This window comes from Bacillus sp. DTU_2020_1000418_1_SI_GHA_SEK_038, assembly GCF_032341175.1.
In the GTDB taxonomy this organism is placed as follows: domain Bacteria; phylum Bacillota; class Bacilli; order Bacillales; family Cytobacillaceae; genus Cytobacillus.
Genome location: NZ_CP135435.1, coordinates 3,830,130 through 3,845,640, shown reverse-complemented (window position 1 = coordinate 3,845,640; position 15,511 = coordinate 3,830,130). Strand labels below are relative to the sequence as shown.

General features: G+C 36.9%; 14 protein-coding genes. 7 read left to right on the top strand and 7 right to left on the bottom strand.

Going from position 1 to position 15,511, the window contains the following annotated elements; translation table 11 throughout:
- Positions 1-73 precede the first annotated feature (73 nt).
- On the bottom strand, positions 74-379 hold the full coding sequence (locus RRV45_RS19255) for a hypothetical protein (protein WP_315666270.1): 306 nt from the start codon (positions 377-379) through the stop codon (positions 74-76).
- Between the two features lie 709 nt (positions 380-1,088).
- Between RRV45_RS19255 and RRV45_RS19250 the strand changes: the two genes are divergently transcribed.
- From RRV45_RS19250 to RRV45_RS19240, 3 genes are all read left to right on the top strand, one after another.
- Entirely contained in the window at positions 1,089-2,522 is a 1,434-nt protein-coding gene (locus tag RRV45_RS19250) for a MocR-like pyridoxine biosynthesis transcription factor PdxR (RefSeq protein WP_315666269.1), read from the top strand.
- 110 nt (positions 2,523-2,632) lie between these two features.
- On the top strand, positions 2,633-3,427 hold the full coding sequence (locus RRV45_RS19245; RefSeq protein WP_315666268.1) for a carbon-nitrogen hydrolase family protein: 795 nt from the start codon (positions 2,633-2,635) through the stop codon (positions 3,425-3,427).
- Between the two features lie 203 nt (positions 3,428-3,630).
- The gene (locus RRV45_RS19240) at positions 3,631-4,503 is read left to right on the top strand and encodes a YitT family protein (RefSeq protein ID WP_315666267.1); all 873 of its coding nucleotides are present in this window, start codon (positions 3,631-3,633) and stop codon (positions 4,501-4,503) included.
- A gap of 163 nt (positions 4,504-4,666) precedes the next feature.
- On the opposite strand, the gene RRV45_RS19235 is transcribed toward RRV45_RS19240, so the two are convergent.
- Together RRV45_RS19235 and RRV45_RS19230 are read right to left on the bottom strand one after the other, a co-directional pair.
- Complete coding sequence (locus RRV45_RS19235) at positions 4,667-6,388, bottom strand: glycine betaine ABC transporter substrate-binding protein (protein WP_315666266.1); 1,722 nt, start codon at positions 6,386-6,388, stop codon at positions 4,667-4,669.
- 2 nt (positions 6,389-6,390) lie between these two features.
- Positions 6,391-7,596, bottom strand: coding sequence for a quaternary amine ABC transporter ATP-binding protein (locus tag RRV45_RS19230; protein WP_315666265.1), 1,206 nt, complete (start codon positions 7,594-7,596; stop codon positions 6,391-6,393).
- A gap of 202 nt (positions 7,597-7,798) precedes the next feature.
- Here RRV45_RS19230 and RRV45_RS19225 point away from each other — a divergent pair, with 202 nt between their 5' ends.
- The gene (locus RRV45_RS19225; protein ID WP_315666264.1) at positions 7,799-8,596 is read left to right on the top strand and encodes a hypothetical protein; all 798 of its coding nucleotides are present in this window, start codon (positions 7,799-7,801) and stop codon (positions 8,594-8,596) included.
- 119 nt (positions 8,597-8,715) lie between these two features.
- On the opposite strand, the gene RRV45_RS19220 is transcribed toward RRV45_RS19225, so the two are convergent.
- The 4 genes from RRV45_RS19220 to RRV45_RS19205 form a co-directional block, all read right to left on the bottom strand.
- Positions 8,716-9,723, bottom strand: a complete 1,008-nt coding sequence (locus tag RRV45_RS19220) for a FecCD family ABC transporter permease (protein ID WP_315666263.1) — start codon at positions 9,721-9,723, stop codon at positions 8,716-8,718.
- Complete coding sequence (locus RRV45_RS19215) at positions 9,720-10,730, bottom strand: FecCD family ABC transporter permease (RefSeq protein WP_315666262.1); 1,011 nt, start codon at positions 10,728-10,730, stop codon at positions 9,720-9,722. The genes RRV45_RS19220 and RRV45_RS19215 overlap by 4 nt, the downstream gene beginning before the upstream one ends.
- A 196-nt stretch (positions 10,731-10,926) precedes the next feature.
- On the bottom strand, positions 10,927-11,853 hold the full coding sequence (locus RRV45_RS19210; protein ID WP_315666261.1) for an iron-hydroxamate ABC transporter substrate-binding protein: 927 nt from the start codon (positions 11,851-11,853) through the stop codon (positions 10,927-10,929).
- On the bottom strand, positions 11,804-12,649 hold the full coding sequence (locus tag RRV45_RS19205; RefSeq protein WP_315666260.1) for an ABC transporter ATP-binding protein: 846 nt from the start codon (positions 12,647-12,649) through the stop codon (positions 11,804-11,806). The genes RRV45_RS19210 and RRV45_RS19205 overlap by 50 nt, the downstream gene beginning before the upstream one ends.
- A 294-nt stretch (positions 12,650-12,943) precedes the next feature.
- Between RRV45_RS19205 and RRV45_RS19200 the strand changes: the two genes are divergently transcribed.
- From RRV45_RS19200 to RRV45_RS19190, 3 genes are all read left to right on the top strand, one after another.
- Positions 12,944-14,008 carry an NAD(P)/FAD-dependent oxidoreductase gene (locus RRV45_RS19200; protein ID WP_315666259.1) on the top strand — a complete coding sequence of 355 codons (1,065 nt, stop codon included), beginning with the start codon at positions 12,944-12,946 and terminating at the stop codon, positions 14,006-14,008.
- 272 nt (positions 14,009-14,280) lie between these two features.
- Positions 14,281-14,841, top strand: a complete 561-nt coding sequence (locus RRV45_RS19195) for a histidine phosphatase family protein (RefSeq protein WP_315666258.1) — start codon at positions 14,281-14,283, stop codon at positions 14,839-14,841.
- Between the two features lie 79 nt (positions 14,842-14,920).
- Complete coding sequence (locus RRV45_RS19190) at positions 14,921-15,460, top strand: DUF1572 domain-containing protein (protein ID WP_315666257.1); 540 nt, start codon at positions 14,921-14,923, stop codon at positions 15,458-15,460.
- Positions 15,461-15,511 lie beyond the last annotated feature (51 nt).

Below are 15,511 nucleotides of genomic sequence, written 5' to 3'. Positions count from 1 at the left end.
TATGAAGAAAATCGGTTCTTTTTCTGTTATTCAGCGTTACTGGGGAAAATTGGCGTTTTTTTATAATGATTGTTTAAAAACCTCTTCGTTCTTCATCCATATTAAATGGTGTATCTGGTTCAGGCTGACCAGGTTGAGGTACATCTCTCGGTTCTATATCTATATCTCGGCCTCTGTTTAAATTATTGTTCCTATCAAAGCCTCTATCAGGAGTCAAAGGGCCGTCTATTCGATTATTATCCATATTGGGGTCATATCGAACAGGACGATAATTACCGCCATCTTGATCATTCATCTCGTTATTTCCTAAATTACATGCCGATAAAAGACTTACCGAGAGAAAAGCAGAGAAAATAGAAATGAGCCATTTGTATTTCATTGATGTAACCTCCGTTTTTCATAAATGTAATGATTCAATTTTAATATGTACCTTTAGCGATTTTTTAATCTTAAAATTGAGTATTCAAATTCTGTTTATAAAAAAAATCCTGGCATCACTCGGGTTTATTAAAAACGAATTTGTCATTCGGGGTATATGCACTTGCTGAACATTCACAACGCTTTTAATCCATCATCCATTTGGTATTCAGTTTTTCCAATTGTCCAAATAAGAGGAAAATGTGTAGTACGCTAAAGTGGATGGTGAAATTTATTAAAAAGTGGATGGGTACAAATGTTGCAATTTATTTTATAGTGATTAATTGAACGAATATTATACAAGAATATCCCCTAATATTCTTTTTACAAAAAATACAGTAAAGAGGTGGATTATGAATTTGTTGATTGCTTTTGTCGTAATTACTTCAATACTAGCTGTGGTAGGGACAATAATGGCAGTAAGTAAAAGTGACAAAAATTATAGCGGATCAGCTAAAAAAAATACTGCAAACTTATCAATCATATATATTATCGTAATTCTATTGTCTGTCATTGCACTTGGTATGTATATTAGCACTTCCGTATAATGAAATTAACGCAAAAAACCTATTGGCCCCAATGGCTTAATAGGTTATTTTTTTTTTATCAAAGATAAATAGGAAACCTAGGTTACAATAATAAAAAGAGTATGTAAAAAGGGATGCAAATAAATGGACTGGAATATTGATCGAAAAGCTAAGAAACCGATTTATAAACAAATTGCTGAGTTTATTGAAAATGGCATTGCTGATGGAACTTTTCCGCCAGATAAACAACTGCCCTCGGAGAGATACTTAGCAAAAGAGTTAAATATAAATAGGAGTACGGTTGTCGCTGCATATGATGAGCTCGAATCAATTGGCCTCATTCAACGGAATCGTGGAAGCGGTACGACTATAAGTAAAGATATATGGGGGATCACAAAAAAACGTATCCCTAGTTGGAGCAGATATATTGAAGCAGGTTCATTTTTACCTAATCTGCCGGTTGCGCAAAGAATACGTAAAGAGATGGAAGAGCAAAAGTTAATCAACTTAGCTAGTGGTGAATTATCGGAGGACCTCTTTCCAGTGAACACTTTAAGGGAGATTACTTCAACACGGTCTTTTATCGGGAGGTTAGGCTATGATCATCCACAGGGGAATGCAATATTAAGGACTACCATTACAAAGCATGTGAAAGAGCTTCGCAATATTGAAACGAATCCATCTTCCATACTTATTACATCCGGTGCACAACAAGCTTTACACCTAGTTGTTCAATGCTTATTAAAACCCGGTGATGCAGTGGTGATTGAAGATCCATCCTATCATTATAATCTGCCAATATTTAAATCAGCAGGTTTGAAAATTTTCTATTTACCAGTAAATGACGATGGTTTAGATCCAAGTGAGTTACTAGAATTACATAAAAAGCATCGGATAAGAATGATATTTTTAAATCCTGCTTTTCAAAATCCAACAGGTACTTTGCTAAAAGAGAGCCAGTTAAAAGCTATTTTAGAAATATCATCAGAACATGGAATTCCTGTTGTGGAAGACGATCCATATAGTTTAACCCCTTTTAAAGGAGAAGAAATTGCAACATTAAAATCCTTGGACAAACACGGAAATGTCCTATACATTAGCTCTTTATCAAAGGTCGTTGCTTCCGGTTTAAGAATTGGCTGGATTATCGGACCGCGATCGGTAATAGAGAGATTATCTGATGCCAAACAACAAATTGATTTTGGACATGCAAGTTTTACCCAGTGGATCGCTAATGACTTTTTAGAATCAGCGCAATTCCATTCTCATATTAAGAATTTAGTGAAGGAATTAGAAAGTCGGCGCAATCAAATTGTACTAAGTTTTAATGATTTTCTAAAAGATCAAGTGGAGTTTACAATTCCCCAAGGTGGAATCCATATTTGGATCAAATTAAAAAGAGATGTAGATGAAATGAAGCTATTGGAAAACTCTATAAAGCGAGGATTAATCTATGTTCCTGGGTCAATGATGGGCTCGAAAAAATATTATGCACGATTCACCTTTGCTAGAGAGAATGAAGAGACCATAAAGGAAGGAATAAAAAGGTTTGCGGATGCACTAAACTCAACAAGATAAGTGAATCATCATTTAGTTCATAATTACAAATTGTTAAAAAAGTCCCCAATATAACAGTAAAATAGATTAAAATAGATGAAAACTATCATTTTTAGGAGGTACTCACTTTCATGAGAGTCGCAATTGCACAATTATCCACAAGTGTTGATAAGGCCTCTAATTTAGAGAAGGCGATCCAATACATTGAGAAAGCAAAAAGTAAAGGCGCAGACTTTGTCATTATTCCGGAATTTTATATGGCGCTTGCCACACCAAAGTCTGGTGTATTGCCTGTTGAGGTAGCGGAACCGCTAGATGGTCCGTTTGTTTCCGGCCTTGCACAGGCTGCCCGTGAAAATGAAATCTATGTCGTTTGCGGGATGTATGAACCAAAAGCGGATGATCAAAAACGCGCCTATAACACTACCGTGTTTATTAACCGTCAAGGTGAGCTCATCCATTATTATCGAAAAACACATTTATATGATGCTTTTAGTTATAAAGAATCAGATACGATTATTGCAGGAGATAATCAATATAAAGTAGTAGAAACAGAGTTTGGAAAAATTGGCTTAATGGTATGCTATGAATTGCGTTTCCCAGAAATCGCTAGACAATTTGCACTTCAGGAAGCGGATGTCCTGTTTGTTCCTGCCGGATGGGTAGCGGGCCCGATGAAAGAGGAGCATTGGCAGACGCTGATTCGCGCACGGTCGATTGAAAATACGATGTTCGTTTGCGGCGCCGACCTTGTTGGCGATATTTTTTCCGGACGCAGTCTGATTGTTGACCCAATGGGAATTGTCCTAGCTAGCGCGGGTGAGGAAGAAACGTTATTCTTCGCTGATCTAGATTTAGACCGGATCCGCCGGGTGCGGGAAAAACTGCCAAGCGTAAGAGACCGAAAACCGGAATTTTACAGCTAAAGCGGTACTTGGTTGTGATAGGGAGATTGTCAGTTTTTTTGGAGAAGGCTGCCTCTTTTGAGGGCAGCCTCTTTTGTGCTTTAGCAATAATAAATTTATCCTGCAGATCGACATTTGACATTTGAAAGTGTAAAAAATACCATTAATCTATGATTAAGAAAATATAAAAGTGAAAAAAAGAAAATTGAAACGAGGAAATTAAAATGAGTACAAATCCAAAGCAAAAACCTAATAAAATCAAAATAGTTTCACGAATATTATTAATTATTATTGGTGCCTTTATAACAGCTTACGGCCTGGAATCGGTACTAATTCCAAACAATGTATCAGACGGCGGTGTAACAGGACTAAGCATCGTTGGTTCTCAATTAATTGGATTACCTTTAGGGCTTCTCATTGCAGTATTGAATATTCCATTCGTATTTTTAGGGTATAAACAAATTGGAAAGAGCTTTGCTATTTATTCGGTTATCGGGATTGCTTCACTAGCAGCTGGTACTATCCTTATGCAACATGTACCAACCATTATTCATGGTGATACATTGTTAGTAACAGTTGTTGGTGGCATAATCATCGGTTTTGGGATGGGGCTAGCATTACGTAATGGCGGCGCATTAGATGGAATTGATATGTTAGCTGTACTCTTTTCCCGAAAGTTGCCTTTTGGAACAAGTGATCTTATCTTATTCTTAAATATGTTTGTTTTTATTGTTGTCTCAACAGTATTTGGCCTTCAAGGAGCTTTTCTATCAGGAATTGCTTACTTTATTGCTTCCAAAGTTATTGACATTGTTGAAGTAGGTTTAAGCGGATCTAAAACCTATAAAATTATCACAACAAAACCTGAGTTAATGGCGGAGACCATTCGTGACCGCTTAGGGCGTGGAACAACGTATAAGTTAGTACAAGGCGGTTATTCAAATGAACAATTCAAAGAAATTACTTGTGTGATTAACAGGTTAGAAGATAGCAAAATGAAAGAAATCATTCAAGAAATTGACGAAAATGCCTTTGTTACGGTTTACGAAGTAGAAGAAGTGAAGGGCGGTAGTTTTAAAAAGCATGATATTCATTAATAGAATTTGAGAAATTGTAATAGTGCCATCTGATTCATCCTCCTATTTTAAAAAAAGAGTCATTAATTTGATTAAGGGAGGCACTATAAAGAACATTATAAAAAAGAAAGAGTCAAAATGTCATCATAACGCTGCTGACGGACATTTTGACCTGCACTCTTTCTTATTTCATTTCCTCAATCGAATTGATCCCAACATAATCTGGCACAACTAGGCCATTTTTTGTGCCTTGAAGGTTTGGACCAAGGTCAATGATATCATTCTTATAGGTGTTATAATATTCACGATGGGTACTTGGCAGCCATGCACCGACCATTGCATCGGCGCTTCCGTTTGCAACTCCAGCAAACATGGGACCGACTTCGACTTGGCTCATCGTTACATCGTAGCCATTCTGTTCAAGCACCTTACTAATTACATTTGTACTCGCTATTTCTGTGTCCCAGGCAACGTAGACAAGCTTGAGCTTTTCACCATTACCCGCTTGAGCACCGTTTGTCCATTGAGACACTTTGTCCTGATTAGCATTAATCCATTTTTCAGCAGCTTCAGCTGGATCCATGCCTCCTTCAATTTCAACCATAATATTTTCCATGTCACTCGTTTCCCAGAAGAATTGATCAAGGATCCTATAAGCACCGGGAGAATCCTCTTTAAGGCCTTTTCTTACGACTGTATTTATATCTTCAGTCCCTCCAAAGGATCCATTCGGGTCTTCAAGATACTTCAAATCGAATGAGGAGAACATCCAATGCGGTGACCATCCAGTAACAATAATAGGTTTTTTGTTATCAATTGCTTTCTTTAAAACAGCAACCATTGCTGCTGAGGAGCCTTCGACAAGCTGCCAATTATCTAATCCGTAATCCTCAATTGCTTGATTAGCTTGCATCATGATTCCTGCCCCAGGCTCAATTCCGATGATTTCATAATCCGTTTGGGCACCAATCCCATTCGCATTTTCATCGACTGCATTGCTTTTTGTAAATATTAAAGTGAATGCGGTGACTACTAGAAGGATCGCTAAAATGGATAAGACAATTTTTGGTCTTACGATATTCTCATAAGCAGGCTTGCGAAAGTTTTGCGAGATCCGGTCGAGAATGATGGCAATGATGACGATGGATAATCCGGCTTCAAAGCCTTGTCCCACGTTTATTTGACTGACAGCTCGATAAACATCCGCTCCAAGTCCTGGCGCTCCAACTAATGAAGCTGTAACAACCATTGAAAGGGCAAGCATGATACTTTGATTCACTCCAGCCATAATCGTTGGAGTGGCTAATGGTAATTGGACTTTGAATAATTTTTGGCTAGTCGTAGATCCGAAAGCATCCGAGGCCTCAATTAAATCTTTCGGCACTTCCTGAATGCCAAGATTGGTCATCCGGATGGTCGGGGCAATTGCGAAAATAAACGAAGCAATTATTCCTGGTACGACTCCAATTCCAAAAAATAAAATAGATGGAATTAAATAAACAAATGCTGGCATCGTTTGCATAAAGTCTAAAATGGGTGTAATGATGTTTTGAACGTTTTTACTTTGTGCACACCAGATTCCAATTGGGATCCCAATAACTATAGTAAGCAATCCTGATAAAATGACAATGGCCAGTGTTTGGATGCTTGATTCCCAATAACCAAGATTATCAATCAACAGTAGGCTAATCAGCGTAAAAATCCCTAACGGCCATCTGCTCGTATAGGTGACCAGAAGGGTTAAGATGATAATTAATACGATAGGCGGTCCTGCACTTAATACATCAACTAAAATATTTAACAGACCTTCAACCGAACTAGTTATTATTGAAAATAATCCAGCAAATGCAACGGTTACCCAGCTAACGAGCGTATCGATCCATTCTCCTAATGGGATTTTCGGCATGTTCAATCACTCTCCAAATCGTTCAAAGAATCTTTATTCCCCGCTAATGCACCTATAAGGGCTCCGCGAATAACGATTCCTTTCAATCTTTTCTCTTCATCAATAACCGACAAGGGCAGACTTGAAGTTGCCATATCATCCATAAAATCGACAAGCAATGCATCTTCTGAAACAGTGGGGATGTCGGTTGTCATTGCTTCGGAAATCGATTGGTTTTGATCAATGGCCTGACGTGCTTGTTCAGCCGTTAACACACCTAATAACTTATTCTTTCGATCAACGATAAATATGCTGGAATAACCTTGCTTTCTCATAATTTCCAGAGCCACCCTTGGGCCTCTATCTGGACTGATTTTTTCAGGTCGTTTCATTACATGGGATGCCGTTAGTACTTTGGATAGGTCAACATCTTCAACGAACTTCTCAACGAATTCATTTGCAGGATTCATCATAATTTGTTCAGGAGTACCTAATTGAATGACACTGCCATCTTTCATTAATGCAATTCTGTCCCCGATTCGAAGTGCTTCATCTAAGTCGTGGGTGATAAAAATAATCGTTTTCTTGTATTGTTCTTGAATTTCCAGCAACTCATCCTGCATGTCTTTACGAATTAACGGGTCTAAAGCACTGAAAGCCTCATCCATCAATAAGATTTTTGTATCGCTTGCAAGAGCTCGCGCAAGACCTACCCTCTGCTGCATTCCGCCGCTCAACTGGGATGGCAGCTGATTTTCATAGCCTTTTAACCCGACCACTTCAAGGGCATTCATCGCTTTTTCTCGGCGTTCATCAGGAGGGACATTCTTGATCTCGAGTCCAAATTCAGTATTTTCCAAAATAGTTTTATGAGGAAATAAGGCAAAGTTCTGAAAGACCATGCTAATCTTCTTTTGTCTAACTTCCCGAAGTCGTGCTGCATTCATCTTCACGATGTCTTCATTTTCAATTAGAATTTCTCCAATTGAAGGATCAATCAGCCTGTTAAACATGCGGATTAAGGTAGATTTTCCACTACCGGATAACCCCATGATGACAAAAATTTCACCAGGGTATATTTCGAAATTCACATTATTAACACCAACTGTCTGTCCTGTTACTTTCAATATTTCTTTTTTTGTTTTGCCTTGCTTTAATAAATCAATGGCAGCTTTAGGCGATTTGCCAAAAATCTTCGATACATTCCTAACCTCTACATATGGCTTCAATCCAAACACCTCATTCTCTAAGTTGCCAAATCATATGTAGTTTTGCCGATTATTTATAGTTATATGTTGTTTTTATGCAGGGTTCTCGTAGTCCTGCTGGGAGGATAAAACTTTTAATTAAAGATAAGTAGAGATGTAGGGGGTTGTCCCTGACATTAACTTCCTTTTTGAATATTATTTTAATAAAAGGCAGGTGAGGTAAATGTATTTAGTAGGTTTTTATTCACCAAAAGCAAAATCAGGTGTAACGGAATTGTCTTTATCAATTTTTAGATGGCTTAAGATCAACACGTCTTTATCTGCGGCATTTATTTCCTATGGGACTTTAGAAAAAGAAGAGAATTCAGAGGATTTTATTCACGAATTTTCAAAGTTAACTTTAGCAGAGCAAAAAAGCAAAGTTAAAAAGATGAAGAAAGAGTACGATATTATTATATATGATGCATCTAGTCAGCTTTCCGAGGGTGTATTAAAACTATTGCCAATTGTTGACAGATTATTTGTTGTCGGTGAAGAACATAAAGATTTTGCAGTCAAACTATATCAAATTATTCAATTTAATAAAATCTTTGATAAAAACGTAAAAAATTTTATTAAGCATTTGCAAGGAAATACCCCTTTTATCATCCGTGAAAATAAAGATGGCCGGGTTATTGGCTTTAATTATTCAAAAAAAGAAGCAAATGATATTGGCCAAATGGTATACACAGATTACGCTACCCATTATTTAGAGGTGAAATTTATCGAAAAAAATGAAAAAGTCTATAAGAAAATTAAACAAATTCCGAAAGAAGAATTGCACAAAGGCTTATATGAACTAGGTATTGATTTTGAAAAAGCTCTGCTCTTTCATAAATTTATTGTGATGCGGGAAGCATTAGGTCAGAACTACAGCGAGGCACTAGAGAACCTTTTTCCACTATTAATAAATTCCTCTTTCAACGAGCTTCTAGAAAAGTTTCAAAGTGAATTATATTTTATTACAAAATTTAAAATATAATGAACTCCTCCACCTTTTATCATTCCTTAAAAACACTTCGTTAGATTTTTATTTAAATTAAACCCTTGAAAAATTTCAAGGGTTTAATTATGCTATTACAAAATTAATTACTATTCTTCTTATTTCTTTAATAATAAATACACAAAGTAAGGTGCGCCGATTAGTGAGATCATTATACCAGCGGGTACTCCACTAGGTTCAATGATATTACGACCGATTGTGTCGGCAAATAATAATAACCAGCCGCCGAGCAGAATAGCGATGGGGATATATAGTTGATGTCTAGGTCCTACTAAAGCTTTTGCAATATGTGGGGCCATCAGTCCGATAAAGGTAATTCCTCCTGTGACAGATACGGCCGAAGCTGCTAAGGCAACAGCTGTTAATAGTAAAACAATCCGTTCTTTTTCAATAGAAACCCCAACTCCAATCGCCATAGGTTCGCTTAGGCCTAACAGATTTAATCGATTTGCTTTATATAAAGTAAAGGGGATAAGAATCAGTAACCAAGGTAAGAGAGCCAAAATAAAAGGCCAATCAGTGCCCCAAATATTTCCGGCTAACCATTTGGCGATGAAATCCACTTTTGTGCGGTCTGCTGATGAAATTAGGACAATCATAGCACCGGAAAGAGCCATGGAGAATCCGACCCCGATGAGCACTAAATTGACTGGCTGCAGACCAGTATTTTTTTTATAGGCTAACAAATAAATGCAGCATGCTGTAAGGAGTGCACCTCCAAACGCAACTAGTGGAATCATATAGACAAATGATCCTACCTCAATCGGGAAAAACAAAAAGAAAATGGCAATGGCAACACCTGCACCGGAGTTAATACCGATAATGCCTGGATCTGCTAAATCATTCCTTGTGATTCCTTGTAAAATAGCACCAGATAAAGCAAGTGCCATGCCGGCTAATAATGTAATAAAAATTCGTGGCAATCGGACAGAGAACAAAACAAAATCCTCTTTAAACGTGCCTTGACCCAAAAGAGTTGGAATTAATCTGTCGTAAGAAAGTGAAGAATATCCCATTCCCATTCCAATAATGATGGTAGCTAAAATCAGTAATAGAGATATACAAATGATTATTCGCTGTTTCTTGATTAATGTTGGATGTATCATATGAATGTTCTTCCTCCTTTTCGAACGATGATCAGGAAGAATGGTAAACCAAGTATGGCTACAATCGCTATGACTGGTGTTTCATATGGTGCATGAATGGTACGGCCAAGTGTATCGGCAAACAGCATAAACGTGGCGCCAATAATAGCAGACATTGGTAAAATGAACCGATAATCGGTTCCAACAAATGCACGAACGATATGTGGAATCATGAGACCAATAAAGGCCATATTCCCAACTAGGGCAACAGATGCACCTGCAAGAATGATAATAACAATAAAAAGTGCAGCTTTAATTAGTTTGATTTTTTGACCTAATCCTACAGCCACTTCTTCACTCAAGCTGAGAATCGTGAGTTGTCTTGCAAGGAAAAAGGAAACGATTATCCCAATAATAATAAAGGGAACAATGATTTGGAGTTGCTTCCAAGTCGTCCCAATCATTCCCCCTGCTGTCCACATGGAGACATCTTTTGAAATTTTAAAATAAAGGCCGACCCCTTCTGCGATCGCGAATAAGAAAGCGGAAATCGCCGATCCAGCTAATACAATTCGAAGAGGGGAGAATCCCCCTTTTTTCACAGCACTTATTCCAAAAACCATTATAGCCCCAAGCGATGCACCAATAAAACAGGCAATCATCGTCATAAAGTAATTGGCAGATGGAAGGAAGGCAATGGTTATAGCCAGTGCCGCATAAGCCCCAGCTGATAATCCAAGTAATCCTGGATCAGCAAGTGGATTTCTTGTCATTCCTTGCATAATGGCACCAGATACGGCCAGTGCCGCGCCAACAAAGATAGCAGCTATTTCACGAGGCAAACGAATTTCACGGATAATCGAAAGTTTATCCCCAGAAGTAGAAGATGTAAGAGCTAACCACACATCTTTCAACGTGATATCTGCTGCTCCAAAAACCATTGCGACTACAAACATGCCTACAAATATAAGGGCAGCTATTATTAATTTGTATACGAATCTGGCAGATTGAATATTTGTTGTTGTCATTATTCACTCATCTTTTCTAATGTGAAATTAAATTGTCATCGGATTCATTAGACAAGCCTTGATGTACGAAGTAATCACCAGCGCAGAGAAATGAAGTCGATGACATTTACATTCTGGGTTGTGAACAGACGCCCATGAATGTTTTTTGATAAAATAGGGAAAAAGGAATTCTAATGTTAGAATTCCTCTTTGAGTTTTAGTTGTCTAGAAATGATTCCTTAAAAAATTGTAAATGCTTTTCCAGTGTAACAGGATCACTGAATGATGCACCTTGACCATTCATTTCAAATACATGTTTATTTTTAACGGCAGGAATATTTTTGTATGTTTCTGTTTCTTGGTAAGAAGTATCTGCATCGGAATATTTACTTAGGACGACATAATCCCCTGCATAATCTGGAAGCACTTCAGCTGATAAAGTATAGAAACCAGATTCCAATGCGACTTCCTTTACTTTTTCAGGCATTTTCAATTTCATCGCTTGATATAATATTTCTGTTCCACGTGCAAAATTATCGCCGAAAACATAAAGGTCTTTACCATAACTCTCAATGACGGATACGGTTGCATCTTCACCAATTTTTGCTCGAATCTCTTCGCCAGCTGCTTCTGCACGAACTTTAAAGTCATCAACCCAAGCCTGTGCTTCTTTCTCTTTGTTCAATAGTTTGCCAATTTCCAAGTGTTGCGCTAAATAATCTAATTTTCCCCATGTGTAGGTTACAGTAGGAGCAATTTCATTTAATTTATCAACGTTTTTAATATTCGATAATCCAATGATTAAATCTGGTTCTAATTCAATAATTTTTTCTAAGTTTTCATCTGATACTTCTTCAACATCTTTTAATTGTTGGGCAAAAGTTGGGTTATTTTTAGACCATACATCGACACCAACCACATTGACACCTAAATCTATGACGTTTCCAGTGAAACCAGAAAGTAAAATAACTCTTTGTGGATCAGCGGGAACTTCAATTGGCCCCGTTTCAGATTGGTATGTAATGAATTCTGGTGTTTCTTCCTTTGACGTGGAGCTGTTGTCCTTTACTGAAGCTTCTTCTTTTCCACAGGCACTAATAATTAGAACTAGCAGTAGCATAAACGGGACTAATAGTTTTTTCATGTTGATGCTCTCCTTTTAATAGATTGTAAGTTATACACATTGGTTTATTGGTTCTCGGATCTCGTCCAATGAGTGCATCGATTTGGAAAACGTCTCGGAGTACATTTGGGACGATGACTTCCTCACAGGCTCCTGCTTTCACAATTTCACCATCTTTAAGGGCAATGATATAGTCAGCGAAACGTGCAGCCTGGTTTAAATCATGAAGAACCATAATAATCGTTCGATCCTGTTCTCGATTTAATTTCTGTAATAATTCTAAAACCTCAAGCTGGTGAGCCATATCTAAATAGGTCGTAGGTTCATCAAGAAAAATGATTTCTGTTTCTTGGGCAAGAGCCATGGCAATCCATACTCGTTGACGCTGACCTCCGGAAAGGGCATCTACTGGACGATACTTATAGTCAATTGTGCCTGTCACTTCAAGCGCCCAATCAATTACTTCATAATCTTTTTTTGTTAATCTTCCAAATCCAGTTTGATAGGGAAAGCGTCCATAGGATACTAGCTCCCCAACGGTTAAACCGCTAGCACTTTCTGGTGTTTGAGGAAGGATGGCCATTTTTTTAGCAAGTATTTTTGTATGTTCTTTAAAAAAATTTTTTCCATCAAGAAGGACTGCACCAGATTGATGGGAAATAATACGAGTAATCGCCTTTAATAATGTTGATTTCCCGCAGCCATTGGATCCAATAATGGTTGTGATTTTTTTATCCGGAATATCTACACTGAGATTTTTGACAATTAACCGTTCACCATAACCAATGCTTAAGTCATCTGTATATAGGCGAACCACTATGTATGACCTCCTGTTAAAAATGATAATGATTATCAATATCGTTCATGGCTTAAATATAAATCGCCCTTTGTGGAATGTCAACAGAAAATAAACATGTTAATGCATTTTGAAAAAAATGCAGAGAGATTATTTTCATTTCCCTCTATGCGATATGGATTTTCACCTATTTTAGCGTCAAGAATATGAGATTCAAGTCAATATTAGGAAAATTGATATTGTAAATTAAGTGTATATCCCTTATCCTTATTGATAATGATAATCAATTACGATTGGTTAAGGGAGTGGATGGAGATGAATCAAGAGGAATTATTCGATGTCACGGTAATTGGGGGCGGACCAGCAGGGTTATATTCTACTTTTTACAGTGGACTAAGGGAAATGAAAACAAAACTCATCGAATATCAGCCTCATCTAGGTGGAAAAATCCATGTTTACCCGGAAAAAATGATTTGGGATGTCGGGGGATTAACACCTATTCCTGGGGCAAAGCTAATCGAGCAGCTAGTAGAGCAAGGGTTAACCTTTGATCCAGAAGTCGTGTTGAACGAAAAAATAGAATCAATTTCACGTAATCAAGATGGAATATTTATACTTAATGCAGAATCAGGACAAACGCATTACTCGAAAACGGTCATTGTAGCTGTAGGCAGTGGAATTTTGAACCCTAAAAAGTTAGATATTGAAGGGGCAGATAGATTTGAAATCACAAATATTCATTACACAGTACAATCTCTTATGCAGTTTAAAGATAAAACAGTGATTATTTCGGGCGGAGGAAATACGGCGATTGACTGGGCTAATGAATTAGAGCCGATTACTAAAAAGGTTTATATAACCTATAGGAAAGAAACTCTATCAGGTCATGAAGCACAGGTGACACAGTTAATGAATAGTTCCGTTATCTGTCTCTCACAAACGGGCATTACAAAGCTGCTTGCTTGTGAAAATCATGAAAGAATTAAAAGTGTGGAGCTGACACATAAAGAAACAGGAGAAATTACATACTTAAACATTGATGAAGTCATCATCAATCATGGTTATGAACAGGATACGAGTTTACTAAAGAATAGTGAATTGAATATAGCAATGGTGAATGATTTTTATATTGCTGGGAATTCGACAAGCGAATCCTCGATCGAAGGAATTTATGCTGCTGGAGATATTCTAAGCTATGATGGGAAAGTAAATTTAATAGCTGGCTGTTTTCAAGATGCAGCAAACGCCGTTAACAAAGCAAAACAATATATCCAACCTACAGCAAATAAATATGCCATGGTTTCGTCACACAATGAAGTCTTTCAAAAGCGTAATCGAGAATTAGTGAAAGAAATGATGATGAAAGCTCCATCTCTTTAATTTATAAAAACAAGTGGTCGTGATGGGAACCTCACGAGTAAAACTTATCCCACAAAAGTCAATGGGATGCCGTCCATAGCGGTATCCTCCTCATCCGGAAAACTAACACTTACCAATATTAAATATTGATACATAGAAAAAATCTCTGATTATATATGCAATACATGTAAGGTAGTTTTATTCACATATAAGTAATCCCTAATACAAATAGATAGCATATAAGGTCCAATACGCTTTCTAAATGAACATAATAATTTGGAGCTGGTTTTTGTATGACCCATTTATATTTTGTCAGACATGCCCATTCTACATATACACCTGACGAGTTAGGCAGACCATTATCGAAAAGAGGATTTGTTGATGCATATGAGATTACTGAAATATTGAAAGTAGAGCAAATCGATATTGTTATTTCAAGCCCATATAGTCGCGCAGTTCAAACAGTTGAAGCGGCTGCAAATTATTTTAATAGAGAGATAGAAATTGTAGAAGGGTTTAGAGAGCGTAAATTAACTTCTGGCCCTGTGGAGGATTTTACTTTTGCGATAACAAAGGTTTGGGAAGATGAATCATTCTCATGGGAAGGCGGAGAATCCAATGCTGTCGCTCAAAAAAGAGGCGTGGCTGCCACTTTTCAGATATTAGATAAGTACGAAGGTAAAAATATCGTTATTGGTACACATGGTAACATTATGGTTCTAATAATGAATTACTTTGATCAGCAATATGATTTTTTATTCTGGAAAAAACTCGATATGCCAGATATTTATAAACTAACCTTTGACGGCAGAGAGTTAAGAAATGTAACAAGGTTATGGAAAACCAGTGGATAAGGTTATTTATGTTTACAAAGTATTTTAATTGCTATTGATCAATATTTTCGATAAATCATGTGTTTTGTGAGGGATGATTATGAATATTGGAAGCGAATATTTGAAGATTGTCATTGAAAGATTTAAAAGTGTAAAAAGCCTTGGAGATAAAACGATAAATCAATTGTCTGAGGAAGAAACATATTGGTCATATAATAACGAGTCAAATAGTGTTGCCATAATAGTAAAGCATTTGAGCGGAAATATGGTTTCAAGATGGACCGACTTTTTAACTTCAGACGGGGAAAAGGAAAATAGAAATCGTGATGAAGAATTCATAGATGATATTTCTTCAAAATCAGAGCTTATAATAGTTTGGGAAAAGGGTTGGAAAACTTTAATCGATACATTAACTGGTTTAAGTGAGCAAGATTTATTAAAAACTATAAAAATTCGTGGAGAAAGTCATATGGTTCTAGAAGCAATTGAAAGGCAAATGGCACATTATGCTTATCACGTGGGACAAATTGTTTATATTGGTAAACAGGTTAAAGGTGAAAAATGGGAGAGTCTTAGTATCCCAAAAGGAAAATCGGAAGAATATTTGAAAGAAATGCTTGAAAAACATCAAGCGAAATAGGAAAAGAGCTTTGGAATCCTAAAGCTCTTTTAAATAATGTTACGTTTACTT

What these genes read in the sequence shown, in the direction of transcription:
- RRV45_RS19255 (WP_315666270.1), bottom strand. Translation starts at nt 379, where the DNA reads ATGAAATACAAATGGCTCATTTCTATTTTCTCTGCTTTTCTCTCGGTA.
- RRV45_RS19250 (WP_315666269.1), top strand. Translation starts at nt 1,089, where the DNA reads ATGGACTGGAATATTGATCGAAAAGCTAAGAAACCGATTTATAAACAA.
- RRV45_RS19245 (WP_315666268.1), top strand. Translation starts at nt 2,633, where the DNA reads ATGAGAGTCGCAATTGCACAATTATCCACAAGTGTTGATAAGGCCTCT.
- RRV45_RS19240 (WP_315666267.1), top strand. Translation starts at nt 3,631, where the DNA reads ATGAGTACAAATCCAAAGCAAAAACCTAATAAAATCAAAATAGTTTCA.
- RRV45_RS19235 (WP_315666266.1), bottom strand. Translation starts at nt 6,388, where the DNA reads ATGCCGAAAATCCCATTAGGAGAATGGATCGATACGCTCGTTAGCTGG.
- RRV45_RS19225 (WP_315666264.1), top strand. Translation starts at nt 7,799, where the DNA reads ATGTATTTAGTAGGTTTTTATTCACCAAAAGCAAAATCAGGTGTAACG.
- RRV45_RS19220 (WP_315666263.1), bottom strand. Translation starts at nt 9,723, where the DNA reads ATGATACATCCAACATTAATCAAGAAACAGCGAATAATCATTTGTATA.
- RRV45_RS19215 (WP_315666262.1), bottom strand. Translation starts at nt 10,730, where the DNA reads ATGACAACAACAAATATTCAATCTGCCAGATTCGTATACAAATTAATA.
- RRV45_RS19210 (WP_315666261.1), bottom strand. Translation starts at nt 11,853, where the DNA reads ATGAAAAAACTATTAGTCCCGTTTATGCTACTGCTAGTTCTAATTATT.
- RRV45_RS19200 (WP_315666259.1), top strand. Translation starts at nt 12,944, where the DNA reads ATGAATCAAGAGGAATTATTCGATGTCACGGTAATTGGGGGCGGACCA.
- RRV45_RS19195 (WP_315666258.1), top strand. Translation starts at nt 14,281, where the DNA reads ATGACCCATTTATATTTTGTCAGACATGCCCATTCTACATATACACCT.
- RRV45_RS19190 (WP_315666257.1), top strand. Translation starts at nt 14,921, where the DNA reads ATGAATATTGGAAGCGAATATTTGAAGATTGTCATTGAAAGATTTAAA.